Annotated in this window: 23 protein-coding genes, 1 pseudogene and 4 riboswitches; of the genes and pseudogenes, 12 read left to right on the top strand and 12 right to left on the bottom strand. The window is 45.5% G+C overall.

Annotated elements, in window-relative coordinates:
• Positions 1–36 precede the first annotated feature (36 nt).
• The 3 genes from MKX38_RS19975 to MKX38_RS19965 all read left to right on the top strand — a co-directional run bounded on the left by MKX38_RS19975 (position 37) and on the right by MKX38_RS19965 (position 3,253).
• The gene (locus MKX38_RS19975) at positions 37–2,097 is read left to right on the top strand and encodes a catalase (protein ID WP_339188137.1); all 2,061 of its coding nucleotides are present in this window, start codon (positions 37–39) and stop codon (positions 2,095–2,097) included.
• Positions 2,098–2,146: 49 nt separating this feature from the next.
• Positions 2,147–2,437 carry a hypothetical protein gene (locus MKX38_RS19970; RefSeq protein ID WP_014478421.1) on the top strand — a complete coding sequence of 97 codons (291 nt, stop codon included), beginning with the start codon at positions 2,147–2,149 and terminating at the stop codon, positions 2,435–2,437.
• A gap of 144 nt (positions 2,438–2,581) precedes the next feature.
• Positions 2,582–3,253, top strand: coding sequence for a DUF3298 and DUF4163 domain-containing protein (locus MKX38_RS19965; RefSeq protein WP_339188135.1), 672 nt, complete (start codon positions 2,582–2,584; stop codon positions 3,251–3,253).
• Positions 3,254–3,294: 41 nt separating this feature from the next.
• Here the strand turns inward: MKX38_RS19965 and MKX38_RS19960 are convergent, their stop codons facing one another.
• Complete coding sequence (locus tag MKX38_RS19960; RefSeq protein WP_144530963.1) at positions 3,295–4,488, bottom strand: NupC/NupG family nucleoside CNT transporter; 1,194 nt, start codon at positions 4,486–4,488, stop codon at positions 3,295–3,297.
• Positions 4,489–4,615: 127 nt separating this feature from the next.
• Positions 4,616–4,717: riboswitch (purine riboswitch) on the bottom strand.
• A 386-nt stretch (positions 4,718–5,103) separates the two neighbouring features.
• Between MKX38_RS19960 and MKX38_RS19955 the strand changes: the two genes are divergently transcribed.
• The 5 genes from MKX38_RS19955 to MKX38_RS19935 all read left to right on the top strand — a co-directional run bounded on the left by MKX38_RS19955 (position 5,104) and on the right by MKX38_RS19935 (position 9,703).
• Positions 5,104–5,952: a methyltransferase domain-containing protein gene (locus tag MKX38_RS19955; protein WP_339188131.1), complete on the top strand. Its 849-nt coding sequence runs from the start codon at positions 5,104–5,106 to the stop codon at positions 5,950–5,952.
• Positions 5,953–6,107: 155 nt separating this feature from the next.
• The gene (locus MKX38_RS19950) at positions 6,108–7,526 is read left to right on the top strand and encodes a GntP family permease (RefSeq protein ID WP_029318622.1); all 1,419 of its coding nucleotides are present in this window, start codon (positions 6,108–6,110) and stop codon (positions 7,524–7,526) included.
• Positions 7,527–7,549: 23 nt separating this feature from the next.
• Positions 7,550–8,266: a succinyl-CoA--3-ketoacid CoA transferase subunit A gene (locus MKX38_RS19945; RefSeq protein ID WP_014481335.1), complete on the top strand. Its 717-nt coding sequence runs from the start codon at positions 7,550–7,552 to the stop codon at positions 8,264–8,266.
• On the top strand, positions 8,263–8,913 hold the full coding sequence (locus tag MKX38_RS19940; RefSeq protein ID WP_003243049.1) for a succinyl-CoA--3-ketoacid CoA transferase subunit B: 651 nt from the start codon (positions 8,263–8,265) through the stop codon (positions 8,911–8,913). Before MKX38_RS19945 ends, MKX38_RS19940 begins: the two co-directional genes overlap by 4 nt.
• Before the next feature lie 16 nt (positions 8,914–8,929).
• Entirely contained in the window at positions 8,930–9,703 is a 774-nt protein-coding gene (locus tag MKX38_RS19935; RefSeq protein ID WP_014481333.1) for a 3-hydroxybutyrate dehydrogenase, read from the top strand.
• A 51-nt stretch (positions 9,704–9,754) separates the two neighbouring features.
• Here the strand turns inward: MKX38_RS19935 and MKX38_RS19930 are convergent, their stop codons facing one another.
• From MKX38_RS19930 to MKX38_RS19890, 9 genes are all read right to left on the bottom strand, one after another.
• Complete coding sequence (locus tag MKX38_RS19930; RefSeq protein WP_032722734.1) at positions 9,755–10,891, bottom strand: 5-methyltetrahydropteroyltriglutamate--homocysteine S-methyltransferase; 1,137 nt, start codon at positions 10,889–10,891, stop codon at positions 9,755–9,757.
• Between the two features lie 77 nt (positions 10,892–10,968).
• Positions 10,969–11,075, bottom strand: a riboswitch (SAM riboswitch).
• Positions 11,076–11,143: 68 nt separating this feature from the next.
• Positions 11,144–12,277 carry a 5-methyltetrahydropteroyltriglutamate--homocysteine S-methyltransferase gene (locus tag MKX38_RS19925; protein WP_014481331.1) on the bottom strand — a complete coding sequence of 378 codons (1,134 nt, stop codon included), beginning with the start codon at positions 12,275–12,277 and terminating at the stop codon, positions 11,144–11,146.
• An 82-nt stretch (positions 12,278–12,359) separates the two neighbouring features.
• A riboswitch (SAM riboswitch) is annotated at positions 12,360–12,466 on the bottom strand.
• Between the two features lie 65 nt (positions 12,467–12,531).
• Positions 12,532–13,020, bottom strand: coding sequence for an LURP-one-related/scramblase family protein (locus MKX38_RS19920; protein ID WP_014481330.1), 489 nt, complete (start codon positions 13,018–13,020; stop codon positions 12,532–12,534).
• A 128-nt stretch (positions 13,021–13,148) separates the two neighbouring features.
• Positions 13,149–13,412, bottom strand: coding sequence for a hypothetical protein (locus MKX38_RS19915; protein WP_072173222.1), 264 nt, complete (start codon positions 13,410–13,412; stop codon positions 13,149–13,151).
• A 283-nt stretch (positions 13,413–13,695) separates the two neighbouring features.
• Positions 13,696–13,824: a hypothetical protein gene (locus tag MKX38_RS19910; protein ID WP_003227241.1), complete on the bottom strand. Its 129-nt coding sequence runs from the start codon at positions 13,822–13,824 to the stop codon at positions 13,696–13,698.
• 104 nt (positions 13,825–13,928) lie between these two features.
• A complete protein-coding gene (gene pepT, locus MKX38_RS19905; RefSeq protein WP_024571478.1) occupies positions 13,929–15,161 on the bottom strand; it encodes a peptidase T in 1,233 nt (410 codons plus the stop codon).
• A 49-nt stretch (positions 15,162–15,210) separates the two neighbouring features.
• Positions 15,211–15,867: a two-component system response regulator YxJL gene (yxjL, locus tag MKX38_RS19900; protein ID WP_046161013.1), complete on the bottom strand. Its 657-nt coding sequence runs from the start codon at positions 15,865–15,867 to the stop codon at positions 15,211–15,213.
• Entirely contained in the window at positions 15,854–17,074 is a 1,221-nt protein-coding gene (yxjM, locus tag MKX38_RS19895) for a two-component system sensor histidine kinase YxjM (protein WP_124059436.1), read from the bottom strand. Before yxjM ends, yxjL begins: the two co-directional genes overlap by 14 nt.
• A 17-nt stretch (positions 17,075–17,091) precedes the next feature.
• Positions 17,092–17,565 carry a DUF1453 family protein gene (locus MKX38_RS19890; RefSeq protein WP_017697230.1) on the bottom strand — a complete coding sequence of 158 codons (474 nt, stop codon included), beginning with the start codon at positions 17,563–17,565 and terminating at the stop codon, positions 17,092–17,094.
• A 226-nt stretch (positions 17,566–17,791) separates the two neighbouring features.
• Here MKX38_RS19890 and galE point away from each other — a divergent pair, with 226 nt between their 5' ends.
• A complete protein-coding gene (gene galE / locus MKX38_RS19885) occupies positions 17,792–18,814 on the top strand; it encodes a UDP-glucose 4-epimerase GalE (protein ID WP_213379697.1) in 1,023 nt (340 codons plus the stop codon).
• Between the two features lie 757 nt (positions 18,815–19,571).
• On the opposite strand, the pseudogene MKX38_RS19880 reads toward galE, so the two are convergent.
• Positions 19,572–19,778: pseudogene (locus tag MKX38_RS19880) on the bottom strand (DUF4352 domain-containing protein); the annotation flags it as partial.
• A 270-nt stretch (positions 19,779–20,048) separates the two neighbouring features.
• Positions 20,049–20,151, top strand: a riboswitch (guanidine-I (ykkC/yxkD leader).
• 76 nt (positions 20,152–20,227) lie between these two features.
• Between MKX38_RS19880 and MKX38_RS19875 the strand changes: the two are divergent.
• Complete coding sequence (locus MKX38_RS19875) at positions 20,228–21,064, top strand: YitT family protein (RefSeq protein ID WP_032730313.1); 837 nt, start codon at positions 20,228–20,230, stop codon at positions 21,062–21,064.
• Positions 21,065–21,105: 41 nt separating this feature from the next.
• Here MKX38_RS19875 and MKX38_RS19870 read toward each other — a convergent pair whose 3' ends face one another.
• The gene (locus tag MKX38_RS19870; protein ID WP_339188122.1) at positions 21,106–22,563 is read right to left on the bottom strand and encodes an aldehyde dehydrogenase family protein; all 1,458 of its coding nucleotides are present in this window, start codon (positions 22,561–22,563) and stop codon (positions 21,106–21,108) included.
• 183 nt (positions 22,564–22,746) lie between these two features.
• On the opposite strand from MKX38_RS19870, the gene MKX38_RS19865 reads away from it, so the two are divergent.
• Positions 22,747–23,640: a PucR family transcriptional regulator gene (locus tag MKX38_RS19865; RefSeq protein WP_327842599.1), complete on the top strand. Its 894-nt coding sequence runs from the start codon at positions 22,747–22,749 to the stop codon at positions 23,638–23,640.
• A gap of 120 nt (positions 23,641–23,760) precedes the next feature.
• A complete protein-coding gene (gene msmX / locus MKX38_RS19860) occupies positions 23,761–24,858 on the top strand; it encodes a maltodextrin ABC transporter ATP-binding protein MsmX (RefSeq protein ID WP_003242648.1) in 1,098 nt (365 codons plus the stop codon).
• The last annotated feature ends 14 nt before the right edge of the window (positions 24,859–24,872 follow it).

The following is a 24,872-nucleotide window of genomic DNA, read 5'->3' as shown; positions in this document are numbered from 1 at the left end:
CTGTAGAATGTTTCGTTTTAAAAAGGGGGAGCAGACATGAGTGATGACCAAAACAAACGTGTAAATGAACACTCAAAGGACGAGCAGCTTGAGCAGTACAGGGCCGATAACAGCGGGAAGAAAATGACGACAAACCAAGGCTTGCGAGTGTCAGAGGATGAGCATTCGTTAAAAGCCGGGGTTCGCGGCCCGACGCTGATGGAGGATTTTCATTTCCGGGAGAAAATGACGCACTTTGACCATGAGAGGATTCCGGAGCGCGTTGTGCATGCACGCGGGTATGGCGTGCATGGCTTTTTTCAGGTTTACGAACCAATGACGGAATATACACGGGCCAAATTTCTTCAGGACCCTTCGGTGAAGACACCGGTATTTGTCCGTTTCTCTACGGTTGCGGGTTCTAAAGGCTCCGCAGACACGGTGCGGGATGCCAGAGGCTTTGCGACAAAATTTTATACTGAAGAAGGAAACTATGACCTTGTGGGAAATAACATTCCGGTGTTTTTCATTCAAGACGCAATCAAATTTCCGGATTTGGTTCATGCGTTTAAGCCTGAGCCACACAATGAAATGCCTCAGGCCGCGACTGCCCATGATACGTTTTGGGATTTTGTCGCCAATAACCCTGAGTCTGCCCACATGGTGATGTGGACGATGTCTGACAGAGGCATCCCCCGCAGCTACAGAATGATGGAGGGCTTCGGCGTGCACACGTTCCGTTTTGTCAATGAACAAGGAAAGGCACGTTTCGTGAAATTTCACTGGAAGCCGGTGCTCGGCGTGCATTCTCTCGTATGGGATGAAGCGCAGAAAATTGCAGGGAAAGATCCGGATTTCCATCGCCGTGACCTGTGGGAAACAATTGAAAACGGCGGCAAGGTTGAATACGAGCTCGGCGTGCAGATGATTGATGAGGAAGATGAATTCAAGTTTGATTTTGATATTCTTGATCCGACTAAGCTGTGGCCGGAAGAGCTTGTGCCGGTGAAGATCATTGGGAAAATGACGCTGAACCGCAACCAGGATAATGTGTTTGCGGAAACAGAACAAGTCGCATTCCACCCGGGAAATGTCGTGCCGGGCATCGACTTTACAAATGACCCGCTCCTGCAGGGACGGCTTTTCTCTTATACAGACACACAGCTCATCCGTCTTGGCGGTCCGAACTTCCATGAACTTCCGATTAACCGGCCGGTATGTCCATTCCATAACAATCAATACGACGGCTATCACCGGATGACGATCAATAAGGGACCTGTCGCTTATCATAAAAACTCACTGCAAAACAATGATCCGTCGCCAGCGACAGCTGAAGAAGGCGGCTACGTCCACTATCAGGAAAAAGTCGAGGGCAAAAAAATCCGCCAGCGAAGCGACAGCTTCAACGATTATTACTCACAGGCGAAGCTTTTCTGGAACAGCATGTCTCCTGTGGAGAAAAAGCATATCATTTCTGCTTTCTGCTTCGAGGTCGGGAAGGTCAAAAGCAAAGACGTACAGCGGCAGGTCGTTGATGTCTTCAGCAATGTCGATGCAGATTTAGCAGAAGAAATCGCCAAAGGAGTAGGCGTGGCGGCGCCCGCGAAGCGTAAAGCATCTAAAGAAATTCTTACTTCGCCTGCGTTAAGCCAAGCCCGTACAGTGAAAACCGCGTCAACAAGAAAAGTCGCTGTACTCGCCGGAAACGGATTTCATGAAAAAGAGCTGCAAACAGTGCTGGAAGCCTTAAAGCAAGAAGGAATCACAGTGGATATCATCAGTCAAAATCTGGGGTATATGACAAGCGGCAGCGGACAGCAGCTTGAGGCCAACGGCACGTTCCTGACGGTTGATTCTGTTCTGTATGATGCCGTCTATGCCGCAGGAGGACTGGAGTTAAAAGACAACAAACAAGCGATGGCGTTTATCAGAGAAGCTTACAATCACTACAAGGCGATCGGTGCGGCAAATGAAGGAATTGACCTTCTTCAATCCTCTGTCGGGACAACAGAGGGGCCAGGCATCGTAACGGCTAAAGATGAACCTGACTACACCGCTTTCAGCAAGGCATTTATCGATGCGGTTGCTGCTCATCGCCATTGGGATAGACGAATTTGATCGGCTCCTGTATCTTTAAGGAAGATACTTTTCATAAGGAGCATGACCAATGAACGAAAAACAGCTCGCTGAAGCTTACGAACGCGATGAAAATATGATGATTTTGGTGTTTGCCCAGTGGTGCGTGAACCATGATCTTGATCCGATGGAGCTGTACGCCAAAGCGTATCCGCAGCAAAAGCTGAATGAAAGCTTGAAAAAAACCATGGACGATCTGGTCGTGCCAAAACACGAAGCAGAGCACATTCCGGACCAGACTGTCATTGCGGTATTAGAGATGTTCGGAAATACAGATTTGGCACAGGCCGTTCATGAAGCGATTTCTGGGCGCAAACAGTAAAAAAAGAGACATCCTGTGTCTCTTTTTTTATTGGAAAAATCATGCTGTTAGACCTAGAAACTTCTTTCGATTTAATCAGTCTATAAAAGTGTGTATTGCTTAAATAAGGGAATGATAAACAACGACATCAAAGGAGGAGATTGTATGAAATGGAATAAAATGCTGAAAGCCGCGGGCATTGCAGTCTTGCTTTTTTCCGTATTTGCATATGCGGCCCCATCTTTAAAAGCAGTTCAAGCGAAAACACCGACTGTCAGCACCCATACGTACAAAAAGATCAAGGAGTTAACGTATCCACAAGTGCATCACGTCGGGAATGCCGCGTTTGAAAAGAAAATCAATCAAGAGCTGAAAGCCTACATTGAACAATCGTATCAGGAATACCTGAAAAACAAAAAAGCAGGCGAACAGCAGGGCTTTAAAACGGAATATCAAACATCCTTCAGCGTCAAATACAATGCGGCAGGCAAGCTCAGCATTCAAACACTCAATTATATCTATTCAGGGGGCGCCCACGGTCTAACGTCTGTCCAGTCCTTCAACTATGACTTGAAAGCACAAAAGCGGGTTACGCTGGATCAGATTCTGAACACCAAAACAAAAGTCAGCAAAACGAGAGATTACCTATATAGCTATATCAAAAAACACGATGAGCTGTTTTTCCCTGATGTAAAGAAAGAGGATATAACCCTAAACAGAGACACAATGTTTTACTTTACGGCAAACGGGATTGCCATCGTCTTCGGCCAGTATGACTTGGGGCCTTATGCAGCGGGAATCCGGGATGTGCAGGTGCCAGCCTCTATTTATCAATAATCAAAAGAGCCATATCCGAAAAGGGATATGGCTCAATGTTTCTACCAAACAAACAGGCCGACAATCGCAGCACTTAATAAAGATACCGCAATTCCGCTGACGAGCAGTTTCCACACGTTTCTCCCGATGACCGTTGACTTTTCTCCGTCAAGGATCGAATTGTACGTGCCGTAAATCATGCCGACAGTACTGAAGTTTGCAAAGGACGTCAGGAATGTCGTCGCCACCGCAACGGTGTGAGGCGGAAGGGATTTGAGATTGTTTTTCAAGTCAAGCATCGCAACAAACTCGTTCGTTGCCAATTTCATGCCCATCAGCTGAGCAACATACATCGCATCGTGCACTGGCAATCCAAGCAGGAATGCGAACGGACTGAACAGATAAGCAAAAATCGTCTGGATGGTCAGGCCGTGTACGAAAATGCCAAGAATGCCATTAACTGCTGACGTTAATGCGACATATCCGATCACCATTGCCAAAATAACGATAACCATGTTCATGCCGACAAGCATACTGTTAGAAATCGTAGAGAAAAAGTCTTTCTTCTCTTCTTTAGGCGGTGTATAGATGATATCTTCATCCTCCGGCACGTGAACAGGATTCAGCAGGTTTGCGATAATCAGAGCGTTTAAGCAGTTCAAAGGAATGGCTGTAAACACGTATGTCGCAGGCACCATTGACAGATAAGATCCGATAATGGAGCCGCTGATGCTGCTCATGCTCATTAAGCCGAATGTGAGCAGGCGGTTGTTGCTTAAAACCGTTAGCTGCTGGCGGATAACCGCAAGTGCTTCGGTATTTCCCAGGAACATCATTTGAATAGAGAAAAAGCTTTCTAATTTCGGCAAGCGGGAAGCCTTAGAAATCACCCATCCGATTTTATCAATCAGCCAAGGCAAAATGCCGAAATACGTTAAAATATCAAAGAATGTGACGATAAAGATAATTGGAAGAAGCGCACTAAAGAAAAAGTCTACTGTTTCATTCGCCATCACTGACGGAAAGGCAAACGCGATACCGTCACTGGCGCAAGCAATCAGCCAAGTGAAGAAATCACCGATTTTACCGATGGCCCAGCTTCCGACTTTTGTTCCCAGCATAAACCAAGTAATCAGCAATTCCAGAACAATTAACGTCATGATCGGGCGCCACTTGATTTTCTTTTTCTGCGGAGAACATAGGAATACAACTGCCATAATCACAATGAGACCGACAAGGTTTAGTAAAAAGTACATGATAGCAACTCCTATGAGGGTTATTATGGAAACAAAAAAAGCTCTTATCCTTCACAAATTCTGGAAGTGCAGAAAGTGTGAAAAATAAGAGCAAACAGAAAAGAACTTGTCCTTTTCAACTCGTTCAAATTTATTCAAACTTTCTTGTAGTCTAGTTTTTTACGGTTACTAGGTAGAAACAATCAGACCATATTACTGATCATATACAAGAATGTCTTTTTCTAAGATGATAGCAGTATTTTATCCTTTCACTTTTTGAAAATCAACCTTTTTAACTATTTTCACAATAATAAAATTTATATTCTAAAATGAGAAAATAAAGGAAAAACATGCTGGATTGCTATGCTGATATGATGTTGGCGGGATACCAGCATGTCAGTACTGATTTTTCTTCACTATAAGGTTCCAGCTCCTGGAGATTTGTTGTATGATGGAAATGGGGAAACCCATACAGCAGAAAGGGAGTTTTTTTCATGATTATCCAATTCATTCGTTATAGATAATGACAGGTGTAGACAAACTGCCAGACCTGGCCAATTTTTGAGATAGGCCTAGGTTTATTTGTCTATGCCTTTTTCATTTATCTAAAAATGAATGAATGGGGTGTTTTTTATCATGAAGCGAACAGTTGATTTCAGCATGTTTCGATGCCCGCTCTGCGATTCTTCTATGGATGCGGCATCAGGGAGAAGCTTGATTTGTACAGAACGAGGACATACATTTGATCTATCTCGGCACGGCTACGTGAACTTTCTGACGAAGCCGGTCAAAACCAGTTACGGTGCTAAGCTTTTTGAAGCGAGGAGCAGGCTGATTGGAGAATGTGGTTTTTTTGACCCGCTCCATGAGGCGATTGCAGAACTCATCAGTCATCCCACATCTGGTCATGAGGCATTTACCATCCTGGACAGCGGTTGCGGTGAGGGTTCTCATTTGAATGCGCTTTGCGGGTTTGATTATGCAGGGAAAGCAGCGATAGGAACCGGCATAGATCTTTCGAAGGATGGGATCTTAAAAGCTTCTAAGGCATTCAAAGATCAGATGTGGGCGGTTGCCGATGTGGCGCGTGCTCCTTTTCATGATCGCCAATTTGATGTTGTGCTGTCTATTTTTTCGCCGTCCAATTATGCAGAGTTTCATAGACTGCTGAAGAATGATGGCATGCTCGTAAAAGTAGTGCCGCGAAGCGACTATTTAATAGAATTAAGGCAATTTTTATATACTGATTCACCAAGGCGCACGTATTCCAATGCGGCAGCTGTTGAGCGTTTTACAGCAAATGCTGCACACAGCCGTCCTGTCAGGCTGCGCTATGTTAAAACGCTTGACCAGCAGGCGATCCACTGGCTTCTCAAGATGACGCCGCTTGCCTGGTCGGCGCCGAAAGATCGAGTCAGCCTCCTGAAAGAGATGAAAACAGCCGATATTACGGTTGATGTTGATATCCTAATAGGAATGAAATGAATGGCAGAGGAAAGCTCCGAAAAAAGGAGCTTTCCTTTTTTAATCGGAATAGTTGGCCCATGCTTCTCGTACATATATGGAAAGGGGACGGAAACAGCCGATGCGGACAGGTTTTTGTAAACGCTTTCTAGTTCGCGGAAACGGGGGATGTGTGTGTGGAACTGATCATCATTCTATTGGCGTTAGGTTTGCTGATGTTTACGGCGTATCGGGGATTTTCTGTCATATTGTTTGCGCCGATTTGCGCGTTATTCGCGGTGCTGCTGACAGATCCAAGCCATGTGCTTCCTTTTTTCTCATCAATTTTTATGGAGAAGATGGCGGGTTTTATTAAGCTGTATTTCCCAGTGTTTTTGCTCGGTGCCATTTTTGGAAAGGTCGTTGAAATGGCCGGGCTTGCGGCATCAATCGCGAAAACAATTGTCCGGCTTGTCGGGGCAAAAAGAGCGATACTTGCCATTGTGCTGATGGGTGCTGTCTTGACGTACAGCGGTGTCAGCCTGTTTGTTGTCGTATTTGCCGTATATCCTTTTGCGAAAAACATGTTCCAAGAAGCAAATATACCGAAACGCCTCATCCCGGGAACGATTGCTTTAGGGGCTTTTACGTTTACGATGGACGCACTTCCGGGAACGCCGCAAATCCAAAATGTCATTCCGACGTCGTTTTTCAAAACAGACATTTATGCCGCCCCTTGGCTGGGCTTGATGGGCGCAGTGATTGTGCTGGCAGCTGGGATGCTCTATTTGGAATCAAGGCGGAAAAAAGCGCAGGCATCTGGCGAAGGCTATGGCGGTTTTGATTCGCAGAATGCTCCTGCTCCTGAATCGATTGAGTCCGCGGCTGAACCGGACAAAAGCCCGATTCGGCACGCGCTTGCCTTTGTCCCGCTTATTCTCGTCGGTGCAGTGAATAAATATTTCACCATTTACCTGCCAAAGTGGTATCCGAATGGATTTGATTTTTCTTCCATAGGATTAAAGGAGTTCGGCAGGCTTGATATTTCTTCAGCGGCTGCTATTTGGTCGGTGGAGATTGCTTTAGTGATTGGCATCATCACAACGATTTTATTTGATTGGAGAAGTGTGTTTGCCCAAATGAAGGAAGGGCTGAATGAAGGGATCGGCGGCGCCTTGCTGGCATCTATGAATACGGGTGCCGAGTACGGGTTCGGCGGCATTATCGCCGCGCTGCCGGGGTTTCATAAGCTGAGCAGCGGAATTTCACATACTTTTACCGATCCTCTTGTAAATGGCGCCGTTACGACAACTGCGCTGGCGGGAATCACCGGCTCGGCTTCAGGAGGAATGGGCATTGCGTTAAGCGCGATGTCAGAACAATACTTACAGGCGATTCAGGCTTACAATATTCCGCCAGAGGTGATGCATCGGGTCATTTCAATGGCATCAGGCGGGATGGACACACTGCCGCATAATGGCGCTGTTATCACGCTTCTGGCCGTGACGGGTTTGACACACCGGCAATCCTATCGCGATATTTTTGCGATCACGCTCATTAAAACGGCTGCCGTATTTGCTGTGATCGCGATTTACAGCCTGACTGGTCTAGTGTAGAAGAAAACGAAAGGGGCATCAATATGGGAAAAGTGCTGTCATCAAGCAAGGAAGCTGCGAAACTGATTCATGATGGGGATACGCTGATCGCGGGAGGATTTGGGCTGTGCGGCATCCCTGAACAGCTTATTTTGTCTATAAGAGATCAGGGAGTAAAGGATTTAACCGTTGTCAGCAATAACTGCGGAGTCGATGACTGGGGGCTTGGTTTGCTTCTGGCTAACAAGCAAATCAAGAAAATGATCGCTTCCTATGTCGGTGAAAATAAAATTTTTGAGCGGCAGTTTTTAAGCGGAGAGCTTGAGGTCGAGCTTGTTCCCCAAGGAACGCTCGCTGAGAGAATTCGTGCAGGCGGTGCAGGCATACCGGGATTTTATACGGCGACAGGCGTCGGCACCTCCATAGCCGAGGGAAAAGAACATAAAACATTCGGCGGCCGGACTTATGTGCTGGAGCGAGGCATTACCGGCGATGTGGCGATCGTCAAAGCGTGGAAAGCGGACACCATGGGCAATTTGGTTTTTAGGAAAACGGCGAGAAATTTCAATCCCATTGCCGCCATGGCAGGCAAGATCACGATTGCCGAGGCGGAAGAAATCGTGGAAGCAGGAGAGCTCGATCCAGATCACATCCATACGCCGGGAATTTACGTACAGCATGTCGTGCTTGGCGCGAGCCAAGAAAAACGGATTGAAAAACGAACAGTTCAGCAAGCATCGGGAAAGGGTGAGGCCAAGTGAAGGAAGCGAGAAAACGAATGGTCAAACGGGCTGTACAAGAAATCAAGGACGGCATGAATGTGAATCTCGGGATTGGCATGCCGACGCTTGTCGCAAATGAGATACCCGATGGCGTTCACGTCATGCTTCAGTCGGAAAACGGCTTGCTCGGAATTGGCCCCTATCCTCTGGAAGGAACGGAAGACGCGGATTTGATCAATGCGGGAAAGGAAACGATCACTGAAGTGACCGGCGCCTCTTATTTTGACAGCGCTGAGTCATTCGCGATGATAAGAGGCGGGCATATCGATTTGGCTATTCTCGGCGGAATGGAGGTTTCGGAGCAGGGGGATTTGGCCAATTGGATGATCCCGGGCAAAATGGTAAAAGGGATGGGCGGCGCCATGGATCTCGTCAACGGGGCGAAACGAATCGTTGTCATCATGGAGCACGTCAATAAGCATGGTGAATCAAAGGTGAAAAAAACATGCTCCCTTCCGCTGACAGGCCAGAAAGTCGTGCACAGGCTGATTACGGATTTGGCTGTATTTGATTTTGTGAACGGCCGCATGACACTGACGGAGCTTCAGGATGGTGTCACAATTGAAGAGGTTTATGAAAAAACAGAAGCTGATTTCGCTGTAAGCCAGTCTGTACTCAATTCTTAATGGGAAGGTGTTTGACATGAGAAAACAAGTCGCCTTGGTGACAGGGGCTGCCGGCGGAATCGGATTCGAAATGGCAAGAGAATTCGCCCGGGAAGGTGCCAGCGTCATCGTTTCAGACCTCCGTCCGGAAGCATGTGAAAAAGCAGCCTCCAAACTTGCAGAAGAAGGCTTTGACGCGGCGGCCATTCCGTATGATGTGACAAAGGAAGCGCAAGTTGCTGATACGGTGAACGTCATCCAAAAACAATACGGCCGCTTGGATATTCTGGTGAACAATGCCGGTATTCAGCACGTCGCTCCGATTGAAGAGTTTCCGACAGACACCTTTGAACAGCTGATCAAGGTCATGCTGACGGCCCCCTTTATTGCAATGAAGCATGTTTTTCCGATCATGAAAAAACAGCAGTTTGGCAGAATCATTAATATCGCGTCTGTTAATGGATTAGTCGGCTTTGCAGGGAAATCCGCTTATAATAGCGCCAAGCACGGCGTCATTGGACTCACAAAAGTAGGGGCGCTGGAAGGCGCGCCCCACGGCATAACAGTCAATGCGCTCTGTCCGGGTTATGTCGATACCCAGCTTGTACGCAATCAGCTTAGCGATCTATCAAAAACTAGAAATGTCCCTTACGACTCTGTACTTGAACAAGTCATTTTTCCGCTTGTGCCGCAAAAGCGACTGCTTTCTGTCAAGGAAATTGCGGATTATGCCGTGTTTTTGGCAAGCGAGAAGGCGAAGGGCGTCACTGGGCAGGCTGTCGTCCTTGATGGGGGCTACACCGCACAATGACATAAAAAACACACTTGCTCCGCTAGGGAATCAAGTGTGTTTTTTCTTTTCTTATTTCCAAACATCATTAGCGATCTCAACCACATGGCGGAGCTTCGCCCATTGCTGTTCTTCAGTCAGCTTGTTGCCTTCCTCTGTTGAAGCAAATCCGCATTGAGGGCTGAGGCAAAGCTGGTCTAAGCTTACATAACGGGACGCTTCTTCGATACGGCGTTTCACGTCGTCCGGATTTTCAAGCTCACCGAATTTAGATGTCACTAAGCCAAGAACAAGCTGAAGATCAGACCGTTTTACGTAACGGAGCGGCTCAAATCCGCCTGAGCGTGAATCATCATACTCTAAGAAAAGTCCGTCAAGATTCAAGCCGTCAAAAATGGTTTCGGCTGCTGCGTCATATCCGCCTTCCGCTGTCCAAGTGGACTGGAAGTTGCCGCGGCAAATATGCATGGTTACCGTCAAGTCATCCGGGCGGTCTGCAATCGCGTCGTTAATCGATTTCGCAAACAGCTGGCGAAGCTCGTCAGGCGTTGTTCCGAACGCTTCGATTTGTTTTAAGCCTTTTTCAGATAAGAAAACGGCCCACGCTGTATCATCAAGCTGGAGGTAGCGGCAGCCTCTGTCATAAAACGCTTGAATCGCTTTTTTATATGCTTTGGATACATCATGCTGGAAAAGGTGATAATCTTTTTTATACGTATCCTTTTCCAGTTTTCCGCGGAAAAACAGCATATTCGGGCTTGGAATCGTCATCTTTGGCGTCGCGTCACCGGCAATGCTATGGAGAAATGAATAATCTTCAAGCATTGGGTGAGTTGAAAAGTCGATATCGCCTGTGACTTTAATGCCGCGTGCTTTTGTTTGTACGTTATGGAATTGAATGCCTTGCTCAGGAGTAAACGGCTCAACGCCATCCAGGTTCTCCAGGAAATCAAAGTGCCACCATGCTCTGCGAAATTCACCGTCTGTCACGACGTTCAGGCCGGTTTCCTTCTGTTTTTCCACAATGCGGATGATTTCATCGTTTTCAATTTGGCGAAGCTGCTCAGCGGTCATATCGCCGGCCGCTTTTTGCAGCCGCGCTTTTTTGACGGGCTCAGATCTTAGCAGGCTTCCGACTTGATCCGCGCGAAACGGCGGTTTTTTTCTTTGAAGTGATTTTTGTTCTGCGGGTGTTGTTTGTTGTGACATGTTGTCCATTCCTTCTTTCCATTCAAATGTAAAAAAGCTCTTCCTTTGGATAAGGAAGAGCTTGCGTGACAATCTCAACCTTATCTTCAAGAGCAATCATTGCTCTAAAGGATTTAGCACCATTCTGTTAAACAGCGGTTGCCGGGTATCGCAGGGCCAGTCCCTCCACCTCTCTTGATAAGGAAAACCTTTTTATGAAATTTTCTGATAGTATCTATTATTCACACATTTTCTATTTCTGTCAATGATAGATTATCTCCACACATCGTTGGCAATGTCGATGACATGGCGAAGCTTTGCCCATTGCTGCTCCTCTGTCAGAAGGTTGCCTTCTTCTGTAGAGGCGAAACCGCACTGCGGGCTCAGGCATAGCTGGTCCAAGCTGACAAAACGCGCGGCTTCATTGATACGGCGTTTCACATCCTCAGGATTTTCAAGCTCGCCGTATTTCGATGTGATCAAGCCGAGCACAATTTGCAGATCCTTGCGCTTCACAAAACGGAGCGGATCAAAGTTTCCGGAGCGGTCATCATCGTATTCCAAGAAAAGGCCGTCAAGGTTTAAGCCGTCCAAAATCGTTTCCGCTACAGCGTCGTACCCTCCTGATGCCGCCCAGGTTGAGCGGAAGTTGCCGCGGCAAATGTGCATTGTGATCGTTAAATCGTCAGGCCGGTCTGCGACGGCATCGTTAATTGTTTTGGCAAATATGGCTGGCAATGTTTCTGGATCGCCGCCGAGCGCCCGGACAACCTCTCTGCCTTTTTCCTCAAAGAAGAGAGACCATGACGTATCATCGAGCTGGAGATAACGGCAGCCAGCATCATAGAAGGCTTTGATTGCTTTTTTGTACGCTTGGGCCAGATCATGAAAGTATTCCTCTTGATCGTCATAAATCCCTTTATCCGCCTTTTCGCCAAAAAACAGCATATTTGGGCTGGGAATGGTCAATTTTGGCGTCGCGTTACCAGCAATCTCATGTAAAAATTGATAATCAGCAAGCGCTGGGTGGCTCGTAAAATCGAGTTTTCCCGTCACTTTGATGCTGCGCGCTTTCGTTTTTGTGTTATGGAACTGAATTCCCTCAGCCGGGATGAACGGTTCCACACCGTCAAGCCCTTCCAGGAAGTCATAATGCCACCAGGAACGTCGGAATTCCCCGTCTGTTACCACATCGAGACCGATTTCTTTTTGTTTTTCCACGATGCGGGTGATCTCTTGATTTTCGATATCACGAAGCTGTTCCGCTGTCATCTCACCAGCCGCTTTTTTTTGCCGGGATTCCTTCACCGGAACGGAACGAAGCAAACTGCCGACATGATCGGCGCGGAAAGGTGCTTTGCGTTGTTTTTCTGTTTTTTGTCCTGCAACATTCGTTTGTTGAGCCATGTTATTCGCCTCTTTTCTGAAATATTGAGCATGTAAAAAGCTCTTCCTTTGTGTAAGGAAGAGCTTGAACGATCAAATCTCCGCCTCATCTGCAAGAACGCAATGTTCTTAAGGATTTAGCACCATTCTGTTTGAAACAGCGGTTGCCGGGTATCATAGGGCCAGTCCCTCCACCTCTCTTGATAAGGTACAACTTCATATTCAGATTTCAATTATCTTAATATTATTACTTTTGGATCAATTGTCAATGCTTTTTAGAAAATACTTTCATCTTCATCGTTATATAAAACCATATCAAGCACGATAGCGATGGCAGTGCAAATCAGAACATCTCCCTCGTTTGCAATCTGCAAGTGATAGGAATCACCCCAACTGAGCCACTTTTTGCTCACTGACATCCGGACATTTTCCCCGTCCGTCAGCTGGAATTCATCCCTCCATAAATCACCATCGATTTCCCAGTTAAGCCCGGAAATCACAAATTTCGGTTTGAAAAACGTTACTTTCTTCGTTACCTCACAAACTGTTTTCCCGCCAATTGAAATCTCATAGCGCGGCAATAAAGACATTAGTTTTTGTTCTATGGAAACGAGCGTTTTCCCAGATGAGTCTGTCATTTGTAATGAGTCTCCTAACGAGAAAAAACGCCCCTCCACCTTGAATGTTTCTTGTTCATCCCGGTCATAAATGTGAAATGCATCTTTAAATGAGAACATTTTTTGTTTCATAAATAACTCGATCATTGCTGAAGTCTCCTTTGGGTTTGCCTTGTATGAAATTACGGATAGGTGGCGAAAAGGTTTCAGGCTCTAAATCAAACCAATTTTAAAAGGCTGCGTGATTCAGCAGCCTTTTCGTTTGAAATATAGAATTAGGAAAGATGCATCCGGCGTTTTTGGCGGATGGCGTCAAGGTCGATTAGGTTGTTGTGATGAGGTGCGGCTGCTGGCAGAGGGCTTGTCTTTTGCGGTTTGCGGCGATTGTCCTTGCTGAAAGAAAAAAGAAGATAGCCGCATAATGCGATGATAATAAATAGGATCATATTACATACCTCCCAAAAAAAGTTTTGGTACTCTCTATTGTACGGATAAAAAGTCAAAAAGTATTCAAAAAATTCTAAATCAATAAATAACAAGAAACTGTCCCTCTAAAACAGTATTACCTGATGACCTGAAAATAGTCTTGAATTACGCTGTTTGCTCTTGTTGATGATTGGTTCTATAGTTACTATCGACGATAAAATAAATTCCTTTATACAACTTTTAACCTAAGTTTCCATAATTCGAATTACCTGTTTTTGGGTGCTGTTTTCTTGCTTGTTTGGTTTATACCCTATTTTGCGGAATTGAACACAAAAAACCCAAATTACGGAGCATTTGGGCGGTACGGGTGAATTGAATTTTGGGGATTTGAATGTTTTATTTGAAGAAGCGTTTGAACATTTTTCTGATTTTTTGAAATGGGCTGGATTTCTTTTGCATGTTAAGCGGCCTGGAAATGATCCATTTTTTCAAGAGACTCTTTGCAGCGATTGCATGTTTTGTCATTGTTTTTCCTCCTCATTTGTTGATACTTGTTTTACGGAGGACGTGTTTAAAATGTTTCATTTTCACACAAAAAAGCCAGTCCTTTTTTGGACTGGCTTTTGGCATTATGCTTGCGCTTCAAACTGCTTTGCAATCTCAACGATGACATTTACGGCTTTGACCATGTTATCAACTGAGATGTATTCAAATTTGCCGTGGAAGTTTTCCCCGCCTGTAAAGATGTTTGGCGTCGGAAGCCCCATGTAGGACAGCTGTGATCCGTCGGTGCCGCCGCGGATGGGGGAAATCTTCGGTTCGATGCCGAGGTTTTCCATCGCTTGCTTGGCAATGTTGACGATTTCGATGACAGGTTCAATTTTCTCTCTCATGTTGTAGTATTGGTCGTTCATATCCAGCAGAATCCGGTCTTGCCCGTATTCGTTTTGAAGTTCTTCAACGGCACGCTTCATTGTTTCTTTTCTGTTTTGGAAATTCTCTTTGTCAAAGTCTCTGATAATGTAGTGGAGCTTTGTTTCCTCTACGTCTCCTTGAATCGACAGCAGGTGGTAGAAGCCTTCATAGCCTTCCGTATATTCAGGCGCTTCGTCTGCCGGCAGCAGGCTGTTCAGCTTCATCGCGATTTTCGCAGAGTTGATCATTTTTCCTTTAGCTGTTCCGGGATGTACGTTGTTGCCTTTAATCGTAATTTTTGCGGCAGCGGCATTGAAGCTTTCATATTCAAGCTCGCCGAGCGGCCCGCCGTCAACCGTGTAGGCAAAGGATGCATTGAACCGTTTCACATCAAATTTGTGCGGCCCTCTTCCGATTTCTTCATCAGGCGTAAAGGCGACTCTGATTGTGCCGTGCTTGATTTCAGGGTGTTTGATGAGGTAATCCATGGCTGTCATGATTTCAGCGATACCGGCCTTATTGTCTGCGCCGAGAAGGGTGGTGCCGTCTGTGGTGATGAGTGTATGGCCCTTATAGCCGGACAGCTCAGGGAATTGATCAGGTGACAGGGTGACCTGCAGCTGTTTGTTGAGAACGATGTCTTTTCCATCATAGCTTTCGATGATTTGCGGATTCACGTTTTTGCCGGTAAAGTCTGTAGCGGTGTCGACGTGAGCGAGAAAGCCGATTGTCGGCACGTCTTTTTCAGTATTGGAGGGAAGAGTTGCCATGACATAGCCGTTTTCATCAATGGCTGCATCCTGCATGCCGATGGACTTCAATTCATCAACGAGCATGTTTCCTAATGTCAATTGGCCGGGTGTGGAAGGACAAGTGTCAACGGATTCATCGGACTGTGTGTCGACTTTTACATATGTAGTAAACCGTTCAATGATTTCTTCTTTCATTTCCAATCATCTCCTTTGTCTTATTTTAGCATGGCGGGATGAGAGATTTCTATTGCACAATACCGTTTCGAATGGCAAATACGACTGCCTGTGTCCGGTCTTGGGCATTGCATTTTTGCAGGATGCGGTGCACGTGGGTTTTCACAGTGCTTTCACTGACGAAAAGCTTTTCAGCAATATCCTCATTTCTCAGTCCGTAGGCCATTTGCTGAAGAACCTCAAGCTCTCTTTTGGTGAACGGCTCTGCCAGTTCTTCTGCATGAGGCTGTTGCTTCGCTCGAAATGTCTCACTGATAATTTTAGCAGCTGTGACTGTACGGAAAATCGCCTCGCCTCTCGCCGCAGCGCGAATCGCATCTATCAACTCCTCAGGAAGTGTATCCTTCAGCAGATAGCCGACTGCGCCCGCACGGATGCCTTCAAATACGTATTCTTCCGTGTCAAAGGTGGTTAAAATGACTATCTTTGTATTTGGAAGTGCGGACATAATGTCTTTCGCCGCTTCGATGCCTGAGCAACGCGGCATCTGGACATCCATGAGGATGACATCGGGTTTTGTTTGTTTTGCGAGTGCTATAATATCGTGACCGTCGCCGGCCTCGCCAGAAACCGTCATATCCGTCTGTGCGTTGATGACGTAGCGGAAGCCTTCACGCACAAGCGGCTGATCATCGGCAAGCGCGACGCGTATGTTATCTTTGTTCATCTTTTTGCTCCTTATTCGTTGTCATGAGCGGCAATGACAGCTCAATTTTCAGGCCGCTCGGCTGTACGGCACTGAAAGTAAGGGAACCGCCTGCTTTTTCTGCGCGCTCTTTCATTCCTGTCATGCCAAATCCATAAGTAAGGATGCCGGTGAATAATCCGTCGTCGGTGATTGTGACATAGAGATGGGACTTGTCGTTAGAAATGACGGCCGCCGCATGGGAAGCGTCAGCGTGACGAATGATATTGGTCAGCGCTTCCTGCAAGATGCGGTAGATCGTTTCGCTCACGTTTGGAGGCCAAGACTCTTCTGATAGTCCGGCAGTATCTAAAGAAACGTGCAAGCCGCTCCGTTCCTCCACTTGATGAATGAGCCCCCGCAAAGCGGTAAGCCCCACCATCGATTCACTACGGCCCATTTGGTGAACGACAGACCGTACTTCTTGAAGACATTCCCTGGCGACACTCAGTACATTTTGAATGACTTTTTCTGAATCCTCCTTGCTGCTTTTAAGGATATAGGGAAGGGATTGAAGCTGAACAATCACAGAAGTCAGCTCGTGACCGATGCTGTCATGAATGTCGCGGGCAATTCTTGTACGCTCCTCAAGGACCGCATACCTTAATGAAAGAACAGAAGCCTCCTGCAGCTCTGCATGCGCTTTCTGGAGTTCTTTATGAGCATGCTCCAGCTGCACATGCATTTTTGCCAATTCAGCATGATTCCGTTCAGCCTCCTTTCTCGCTTCTCGTCTGAAACGCATGGAGGAGAAGAAGACGTAGAGTCCGATCATGATCGAGATGTTGCTGATGATGGTATTCAAGCTTCCCCCTTGTGAGGATAGGAGTAATATGTTGCCTCCAATTAAACATGCTGTGAAGATCAAGGATAGCCGTGAAGGGAGTCTAAAGGCGGCATATATCATTAAAAATACAATCAAAAAATAGGCGGCACCCTGCTCTTGGCCGGAAACAGCCCAAAAGAAATCGGTCAGGAGCCAGAGTCCGATGAATATGCTCAAACTAACAGCAGTGGATGCCACATTGGGAATGATCCAAATGAATGCCAAGTATACCGCAAATACAAATGCTAACAAAATGGGATCAGCCTTAGTTGGATGAGATAAAAATTGTATGCAATTCAAAATGAGAATAAGGCTCGGCACAAGCTTCTTGTAGTAGTGCCGAGCCGGAGTTTGTCCGTTCATGCTGATCCTTCTTTCGGTTATTGAATGGATACTTTGCCGGCGGTCAGCCGTCTGTATGCTTTGTAAAGCATGATGTTGCGGGCTGTGATGGTGCCGAGGGGAACGAAGAACATAGAATGAATAATGGCAATAAACATCTCGTTGCTCTCAGGCAGCCATGTTCTCGCGGCCATGCGCAAAGAAAGTATCACTAGAATGAGGATAACACTCCCAAGTGAGCCGCGTGAAGTGACCTTTCCGGTTTCCGGGTGAATCCGCACATTTACCATCTTCCCAATGCCAAACCCGCAGGCCAGCCCGATCAGTAATAAAATGCCGCTGATCGCCACATGTAATACGGAATGAAAATACGCCGGCTGAAACGATGCTGATACGCCCCATAAGAGCAGCAGCGGAATGATCAGCAACTTCCCGGGTCTGACAGCTCTCTCTCGATACATCGATAAAATAATAAGAATCAATACAATAAAAATATAAGGGCTCATCGCCATGTCATCAAATCCTTTCTGCATTAAGCATAGCGAAAATAGGAAAGAAAAACGTCAACCGGCAGATTGATTTTTCAGCTGCTATACTTGCTCGCTGCATAAAGGTATGAAAATGCTAATAATATATGAAGAAACTATTAATAAACGATTAAACTTCTTAAAAATGGATGTGGACCGGTTCTAAACACTATATAATGATAACAGGTCATTTTTTAGGAGGGTTTACATCATGGCAATACTTGTTACTGGCGGTGCCGGGTACATTGGCAGCCACACATGTGTTGAACTATTGAACAGCGGCTACGAGATTGTTGTTCTTGATAATCTGTCTAACAGTTCGGCTGAAGCGCTGAACCGTGTCAAGGAGATTACGGGAAAAGATTTAACGTTCTACGAAGCGGATTTATTGGACCGGGAAGCGGTAGATGCGGTTTTTGCTGAAAATGAAATCGAAGCTGTGATTCATTTTGCTGGGTTAAAAGCAGTGGGTGAATCTGTGGCGATTCCGCTCAGATATTATCATAACAATCTGACAGGAACGTTTATTTTATGCGAGGCCATGGAGAAATTCGGCGTCAAGAAAATCGTATTCAGTTCATCTGCGACAGTGTACGGCGTTCCGGAAACATCGCCGATTACGGAAGACTTTCCATTAGGCGCGACAAATCCTTATGGGCAGACGAAGCTCATGCTTGAACAAATATTGCGTGATTTGCATACAGCCGACAATGAGTGGAGCGTTGCGCTGCTTCGTTACTTTAACCCGTTCGGCGCGCATCCAAGCGGACGGATCGGTGAAGACCCGAACGGAATCCCAAATAACCTTATGCCGTATGTGGCACAGGTAGCAGTCGGGAAGCTCGAGCAATTAAGCGTATTCGGAAATGACTATCCGACAAAAGACGGGACAGGCGTACGCGATTATATTCACGTCGTTGATCTCGCAGAAGGCCACGTCAAGGCGCTGGAAAAAGTATTGAACTCTACAGGAGCCGATGCATACAACCTTGGAACAGGCACAGGCTACAGCGTGCTTGAAATGGTCAAAGCCTTTGAAAAAGTGTCAGGGAAAGAGGTTCCGTACCGTTTTGCGGACCGCCGACCGGGAGACATCGCCACATGCTTTGCAGATCCTGCGAAAGCCAAGCGGGAACTGGGCTGGGAAGCGAAACGCGGCCTTGAGGAAATGTGTGCTGATTCCTGGAGATGGCAGTCTTCTAATGTGAATGGGTATAAGAGTGTAAAATCATAAAAAGAAGGGCAGGGTTTTTCCCTAGCCCTTCTTTTTATTTATCTAAGTTTATTTCAAATGTAAATGGATTGATTGTAATATCGTAGTTTTCGGAAGATCCTTCTAAAATAATGTTTGCCGTTTTGCTGTCGATTTTAGGGAAAACAATAATCCCTTCAGTTTTAACTCCCGGTAAGATTTCACTTTGGATTTCAGGATACTCAGAAAGGTCGGATTTAGGCTCAATCTGTTTATTATCAGCTGTAATTTTGGCATTGAAGTCATAAAAGCTGATTTCATCTTGTGATTTGTTTTCTATCTTTACATAAAGGCGAGTTTCTTTTTCAGCAAGTTCCACTTTTTGAAGCGTGAGTGCAAATCCGTGTTGATTCTGTGTTTTATTCACGTTAATTGTTTTTTGAGCTGGAGCAAAAGCTGTTGCATAGTCGCTTTTTTCGATGGAATCGGCAATGATTCTCGGTGCTGAAACGGAACCGCCCAAAGCGTTTTCACCATCATATTTGTCTTTCACCGTACCGACTACATGAATAATGTCGTCATCTTTAATGTCTAAATCAGAGTCGTCGCTCATTATAAGCGTATTTTTGCTTAACTTTTCTGGATTGTTGTAGCCTTGAAGATATGTACCATCATCGTCTTGTTCAACGTCAAAAACCTTTACATACAGATCAACTTTATAATTTTTAAATTGATCGGCATTGGTATATAGTTTTTCTATATCGGTCTTTTGTACTGTTTTTGTCGACTTTTTAGAATCGGAGCTGGTTGTTGTAGTAGAAGCTTGGGAATCTCCGCTGTTTCCAATGTTTGCAATAATGATAATGAGTACTATCGCTAGAATGATCGTAATGATTTTATGTCTCATAAAAAAATTACGTTGGTCTTTACCGCAGTTCGGACATTTTTTAACACCCTTTGCAATCTCTTGACCGCAAGCTTTACAGTGTGTTAGTTTACCTGACATAATATTTCCTCCTATGTAATTAAATGTTTAATATATATTCTATTTTGCCTATATATTTATGTGTAGTCAATGATAAATCAGAAATATTATTTTGGCTTTTTCTTAAAAAAGGTACTTTGTATCATATCGGTCAAATTTTTCATTTATTAACAGCGGTCATCTTTTTTATTCCTATTAATTTACCGATGAAATCTCCGCAAATACCCCTTGAACCAATTCGAACCGTCCCTTATAATGCTAATATTGGAAAGTGAAAAGGATATGATAAAAACAGTGGTTTTCTAGGGTTCCGCAATGCAAATTGGACTGTGACCGAGAGAAAACACATAGCAGCTTGGCTGTTATGACACGGTGGGATAAAAGCCCAGGAGTTTCTGCTCTTTTTCGAGAGCGTTCTCCTGGGTTTTTTTATTTGCTAGAACAGAACAATGAGAAGGAGTGTTTTCGTGATGAAAAAGAGAATGTTGGATGTACTTATGCTTGTGATTGGCGCTTTTTTCTTCGCGCTTGCGGTTAATTTATTTGCGATTCCCAATGACCTTGGGGAAGGCGGAGTCACTGGGATTACGCTGATATTGTATTATCTGTTTCAATGGTCTCCTGGTGTCACGAACTTTATCTTAAATGCGTTTTTGCTTTTAATCGGCTACAAGTTTCTTGATGGAAAAACAACGTTTTATACGATCATTGCGGTTGCGGCAAATTCGCTTTTTCTTCATCTGACACATGGGTGGAGCATTCCGTCTGATGAATTGATCATTAATACGATTTTCGCAGGTGTATTTGCCGGAGTCGGGATCGGCATGATTATCCGGGTCGGCGGGACGACAGCCGGTTCCGCGATTCTGGCCAGAATTGCTAATAAATATTTAGATTGGAATATCAGCTATGCGCTCTTGTTTTTTGATTTAATCGTAGTATTTAGCTCTTATTTTATTATTGGTGCAGAAAAAATGATGTTTACGATCGTGATGCTGTATATCGGTACCAAAGTGATGGACTTCATTATTGAAGGTTTGAATACGAAAAAAGCCATTACGGTCATTTCAGAAAATAAGAGTGAGATTGCAGAGCAGGTAAATACCTTGATGGATCGGGGCGTGACGATTTTATCAGGGAAGGGAAATTATACGGGCCAATCAAAAGAGATTTTGTATATCGTCATTAACAAACAGGAGCTGTCTATGCTGAAAAAAATCATTAGAAGCTGCGACAAAAAAGCATTTGTAATCGTTCATGACGTTCGCGATGTGTTTGGCGAAGGGTTTGTGGATATATCTAAATAAAGAAAAATCCCTCTGTACTTGAAGCAGAGGGATTTTTTCATTTAGAACGGATATTTGCGGTATTGCTTCTGTATCGAAATCCATTTGGTCATGGTAAATTCCTCGACGACCCACGGATTGCCGAAGCGGCCGACACCGCTTGCTTTGTTTCCGCCAAAGGCAATATTCGGCGAATCATTGACGGACTGGTCGTTGACATGGGTCATGCCGCTGTCAATTTGCAGGGCGAACGTTTCGCCTTTTTCTAAATCAGAAGTGAAAACTGCAGAGCTGAGGCCGTATTCGGTATCATTAGCCATGTCAATCGCTTCCTGATCGCTGCCAGCTTTAATAATGGTTGCAATTGGGGCAAACAGCTCCGTTTGGGCAATTTTGCTGTTGTTGTCTGCACCGACAAAGACGTACGGCGTGAGTACGTTTCCGACACGTTTTCCTTCAACCGCAAGCTCAATGCCGTCTGCCTTTGCCTGCTCAATGATCTCCAGCGCTTTCTCGATTTGGCGCTCGTTGATCAGCGGGCCGACAACGGTTTTCGGATCGGTTTGATCGCCGTACGGAAGCTGTTTGACACGGGCGGTGAACTTTTCTACAAACTCATCGTATACATCTTGATGAACGATGATCCTGTTGATAATCATACAGATTTGTCCTTGGTGAATAAATTTTCCGAAAATCGCGGCATCCACAGCACGATCGACATCCGCATCTGAAAGAACGGCAAATGGATTGTTGCCGCCGAGCTCAAGTGCCATTCGTTTGAAGGCACGCCCGGCGATTTCACCGATGTGGCGCCCGACTGCTGTTGATCCCGTAAAGCTGATTAATCTCGGGATTGGATTGGTGAGCATGCCGTCCCCGATTTCCTTTACATCCGTCAGCATGACGTTAAGGACACCGGCAGGAAGACCGGCGTGTTCAAACGCTTTCGCAATGATGGTCCCGCCGGAAATAGCAGTTTGGATATCAGGCTTGTGAACAACACTGTTACCCAGCGCAATTGCGGGCGCAATGGATCTCATAGATAAATTCATTGGAAAATTAAATGGAGAAATCGATGAAATGACACCTAGCGGAAGGCGGTAAATCTTATTGGTTTTCCCTTCAATGTCGGATGGCACCTCTTTGACGCCGCCTAATTCACCAGTATATGTCATGGCTTCATCTAAAATCGCAATCGTTTGTTCCAGCTCGATCGTTGATTTAATAATCGTTCCGCCAGTTTCGCGGGCGATCATCATGATGATGTCATCACGGTTTTCCTGTAAATAGCCGCGCGCTTTTTGCAGGACGGCTTTTCGGTCTTCCGTTGTGCTCTTGGCCCACTCTTTTTGGGCTTTCTGTGCAATGTCAAACGCATCCTCCAGCTGTTTGCCCGTTGCCAAAGATGCTGTTGTGATCACAGACTGGTCATACGGATTCAAAATGTCCTCCGTACGTCCGCTTTCTCCCTTAGTCCATTTTCCGTTGATAAAACTTTTGTTTAACGTTTCGAAACTCATAAGATGACCCTCCTTTGGTCCTGCATATCCTCTTCTATTTCCGCTGAAGCCAATATGTAAACGAATGAGGTTTCCCTTTCAGTTTCTCGTCTATCTATACCGGATATACTCTTTTTTAGTGGAGAACATGTGTGTTTCGCCTTATACTGAATATACAGATCCTTACATAAGAGAGGAGACTCTATGAAATCGCTGCTGGCTATTTATCCCGGTTCGATTGTGTCTGAGGAGCTTTGCATAAGGGAAGGCTGTCTATGTTTTTTTGATGAGAGCAATCAGAGATATATCTCCATTCCGAAAACAGAGATCAGTGAAAAAGAAGTATTGGTGCTGCAGTCATTTTTGACGCCTGCGGATGAGGGCAATCAACTGTCTATGAAATCACCTGAGGAAAACAAGTGGTTTTCGTTCCTTTTTTCCAGAGGGGAATTGCCGGCGTATATAAAGAAACGGACGAGATTTGTTCACTTTCATTTATTCGGCAAAATAGAAAGGACGTCCTTTACGGAAGCGGTTCGCCATTTTTGGCCGGTGTCTTTTGTGATTGTGTGGATCCATGAGGACAGAGGTGTGATTGTCGAGCAGGAAAGTGAAGCGGCGGCGGAGAAGGACGAACTGGAATCGCTCGCTAAGGTTCTTGAAAGTGATTTCTACTTCAGTGTCCGTTTTTACGCCGGAAGATTTTACGAGCCGGATGAGTGTCTGCGAAAACATTACGCTCGTGAACAGGCGTATTTCCTGTTTGCTGAAAAACGGCTGCCTCAGGTGCAGAGTGTGACCTTTGAGATGATCTTTCCTTTTCTATTATTAGAAACAGAAAAAGAAAAACTGGAAACGCTGCTCTCTGAAGAAGCTGAGCTTTTATTTGGAAGTGAAGCTGAGCTAAGGAAGACCATTAAGCTGTTTATTGAAAACAACTCAAACGTCACATTAACAGCGAAAAAGCTGCATCTGCATCGCAACAGCCTGCAATATCGGATTGATAAATTTATTGAGCGGTCAGGGATAGATATCAAATCGTACAAAGGCGCGCTTCTTGCCTATTTTATCTGCCTGCAAAATGAAAGTTCAGAATAAATTGGAAATATGCACGAAAAATGGCTGGGTGATTTTATGAACGCTGCCCATTTTAGCGAGAGGGAATTGCTGTTACACTCAATATAAGAAAGCGTTTACAATAACAAAGGGGGATGTTAGATGGCTGAATTGCGGATGGAGCATATTTATAAATTTTATGATCAAAAGGAACCGGCGGTTGATGACTTTAACCTTCATATTGCCGATAAGGAATTTATCGTATTCGTCGGCCCGTCCGGCTGCGGGAAATCAACGACGCTGCGAATGGTCGCAGGACTTGAAGAAATTTCGAAAGGCGATTTTTATATTGAAGGAAAACGGGTCAATGATGTAGCGCCAAAGGACAGGGATATCGCGATGGTATTTCAGAACTACGCGCTCTATCCGCATATGACGGTCTACGATAATATCGCGTTCGGGCTCAAGCTTCGGAAAATGCCGAAGCCTGAAATCAAAAAAAGAGTCGAAGAAGCCGCTAAAATTCTCGGGCTGGAGGAATATTTGCACCGTAAACCGAAAGCGCTGTCAGGCGGACAGAGACAGCGGGTTGCGCTGGGCCGGGCAATCGTGCGGGATGCAAAGGTGTTCCTGATGGATGAGCCTTTGTCAAACCTGGACGCGAAGCTGAGGGTGCAAATGCGGGCGGAAATCATTAAGCTCCACCAGAGACTGCAGACTACTACGATTTATGTGACACATGACCAGACAGAAGCGCTAACGATGGCGACACGGATCGTAGTCATGAAAGATGGGAAAATTCAGCAGATCGGGACGCCGAAGGATGTATACGAGTTCCCTGAAAACGTCTTTGTCGGCGGGTTTATCGGATCACCAGCGATGAACTTTTTCAAAGGGAAGCTCACGGATGGCTTAATCAAAATCGGTTCTGCGGCATTAACCGTCCCGGAAGGAAAAATGAAAGTGCTGCGTGAAAAAGGCTACATCGGCAAAGAGGTCATCTTCGGCATCCGTCCTGAGGATATACATGATGAATTGATTGTCGTGGAATCATATAAGAACTCTTCGATTAAGGCCAAAATCAATGTTGCAGAGCTGCTCGGTTCTGAAATCATGATTTATTCGCAGATCGACAACCAAGACTTTATTGCGCGGATTGACGCCCGCCTCGATATTCAATCGGGCGATGAACTGACGGTTGCATTTGATATGAATAAAGGCCATTTCTTTGACAGTGAGACAGAAGTGAGAATCCGATAAGATCAAAAAAACCG

The organism is Bacillus sp. FSL M8-0025 (assembly GCF_037975475.1).
In the GTDB taxonomy this organism is placed as follows: domain Bacteria; phylum Bacillota; class Bacilli; order Bacillales; family Bacillaceae; genus Bacillus; species Bacillus subtilis.
The sequence above is the reverse complement of the archived record's forward strand: the minus strand, read 5'-3'. Positions and strand labels throughout refer to the sequence as shown.

Excerpts from the sequence above, each read along its gene's own strand:
- MKX38_RS19975 (WP_339188137.1), top strand. The coding sequence starts at position 37 with ATGAGTGATGACCAAAACAAACGTGTAAATGAACACTCAAAGGACGAG.
- MKX38_RS19970 (WP_014478421.1), top strand. The coding sequence starts at position 2,147 with ATGAACGAAAAACAGCTCGCTGAAGCTTACGAACGCGATGAAAATATG.
- MKX38_RS19965 (WP_339188135.1), top strand. The coding sequence starts at position 2,582 with ATGAAATGGAATAAAATGCTGAAAGCCGCGGGCATTGCAGTCTTGCTT.
- MKX38_RS19960 (WP_144530963.1), bottom strand. The coding sequence starts at position 4,488 with ATGTACTTTTTACTAAACCTTGTCGGTCTCATTGTGATTATGGCAGTT.
- MKX38_RS19955 (WP_339188131.1), top strand. The coding sequence starts at position 5,104 with ATGAAGCGAACAGTTGATTTCAGCATGTTTCGATGCCCGCTCTGCGAT.
- MKX38_RS19945 (WP_014481335.1), top strand. The coding sequence starts at position 7,550 with ATGGGAAAAGTGCTGTCATCAAGCAAGGAAGCTGCGAAACTGATTCAT.
- MKX38_RS19935 (WP_014481333.1), top strand. The coding sequence starts at position 8,930 with ATGAGAAAACAAGTCGCCTTGGTGACAGGGGCTGCCGGCGGAATCGGA.
- MKX38_RS19930 (WP_032722734.1), bottom strand. The coding sequence starts at position 10,891 with ATGTCACAACAAACAACACCCGCAGAACAAAAATCACTTCAAAGAAAA.
- MKX38_RS19925 (WP_014481331.1), bottom strand. The coding sequence starts at position 12,277 with ATGGCTCAACAAACGAATGTTGCAGGACAAAAAACAGAAAAACAACGC.
- MKX38_RS19920 (WP_014481330.1), bottom strand. The coding sequence starts at position 13,020 with ATGATCGAGTTATTTATGAAACAAAAAATGTTCTCATTTAAAGATGCA.
- MKX38_RS19910 (WP_003227241.1), bottom strand. The coding sequence starts at position 13,824 with ATGACAAAACATGCAATCGCTGCAAAGAGTCTCTTGAAAAAATGGATC.
- pepT (WP_024571478.1), bottom strand. The coding sequence starts at position 15,161 with ATGAAAGAAGAAATCATTGAACGGTTTACTACATATGTAAAAGTCGAC.
- yxjL (WP_046161013.1), bottom strand. The coding sequence starts at position 15,867 with ATGAACAAAGATAACATACGCGTCGCGCTTGCCGATGATCAGCCGCTT.
- yxjM (WP_124059436.1), bottom strand. The coding sequence starts at position 17,074 with ATGAACGGACAAACTCCGGCTCGGCACTACTACAAGAAGCTTGTGCCG.
- MKX38_RS19890 (WP_017697230.1), bottom strand. The coding sequence starts at position 17,565 with ATGGCGATGAGCCCTTATATTTTTATTGTATTGATTCTTATTATTTTA.
- galE (WP_213379697.1), top strand. The coding sequence starts at position 17,792 with ATGGCAATACTTGTTACTGGCGGTGCCGGGTACATTGGCAGCCACACA.
- MKX38_RS19875 (WP_032730313.1), top strand. The coding sequence starts at position 20,228 with ATGAAAAAGAGAATGTTGGATGTACTTATGCTTGTGATTGGCGCTTTT.
- MKX38_RS19870 (WP_339188122.1), bottom strand. The coding sequence starts at position 22,563 with ATGAGTTTCGAAACGTTAAACAAAAGTTTTATCAACGGAAAATGGACT.
- MKX38_RS19865 (WP_327842599.1), top strand. The coding sequence starts at position 22,747 with ATGAAATCGCTGCTGGCTATTTATCCCGGTTCGATTGTGTCTGAGGAG.
- msmX (WP_003242648.1), top strand. The coding sequence starts at position 23,761 with ATGGCTGAATTGCGGATGGAGCATATTTATAAATTTTATGATCAAAAG.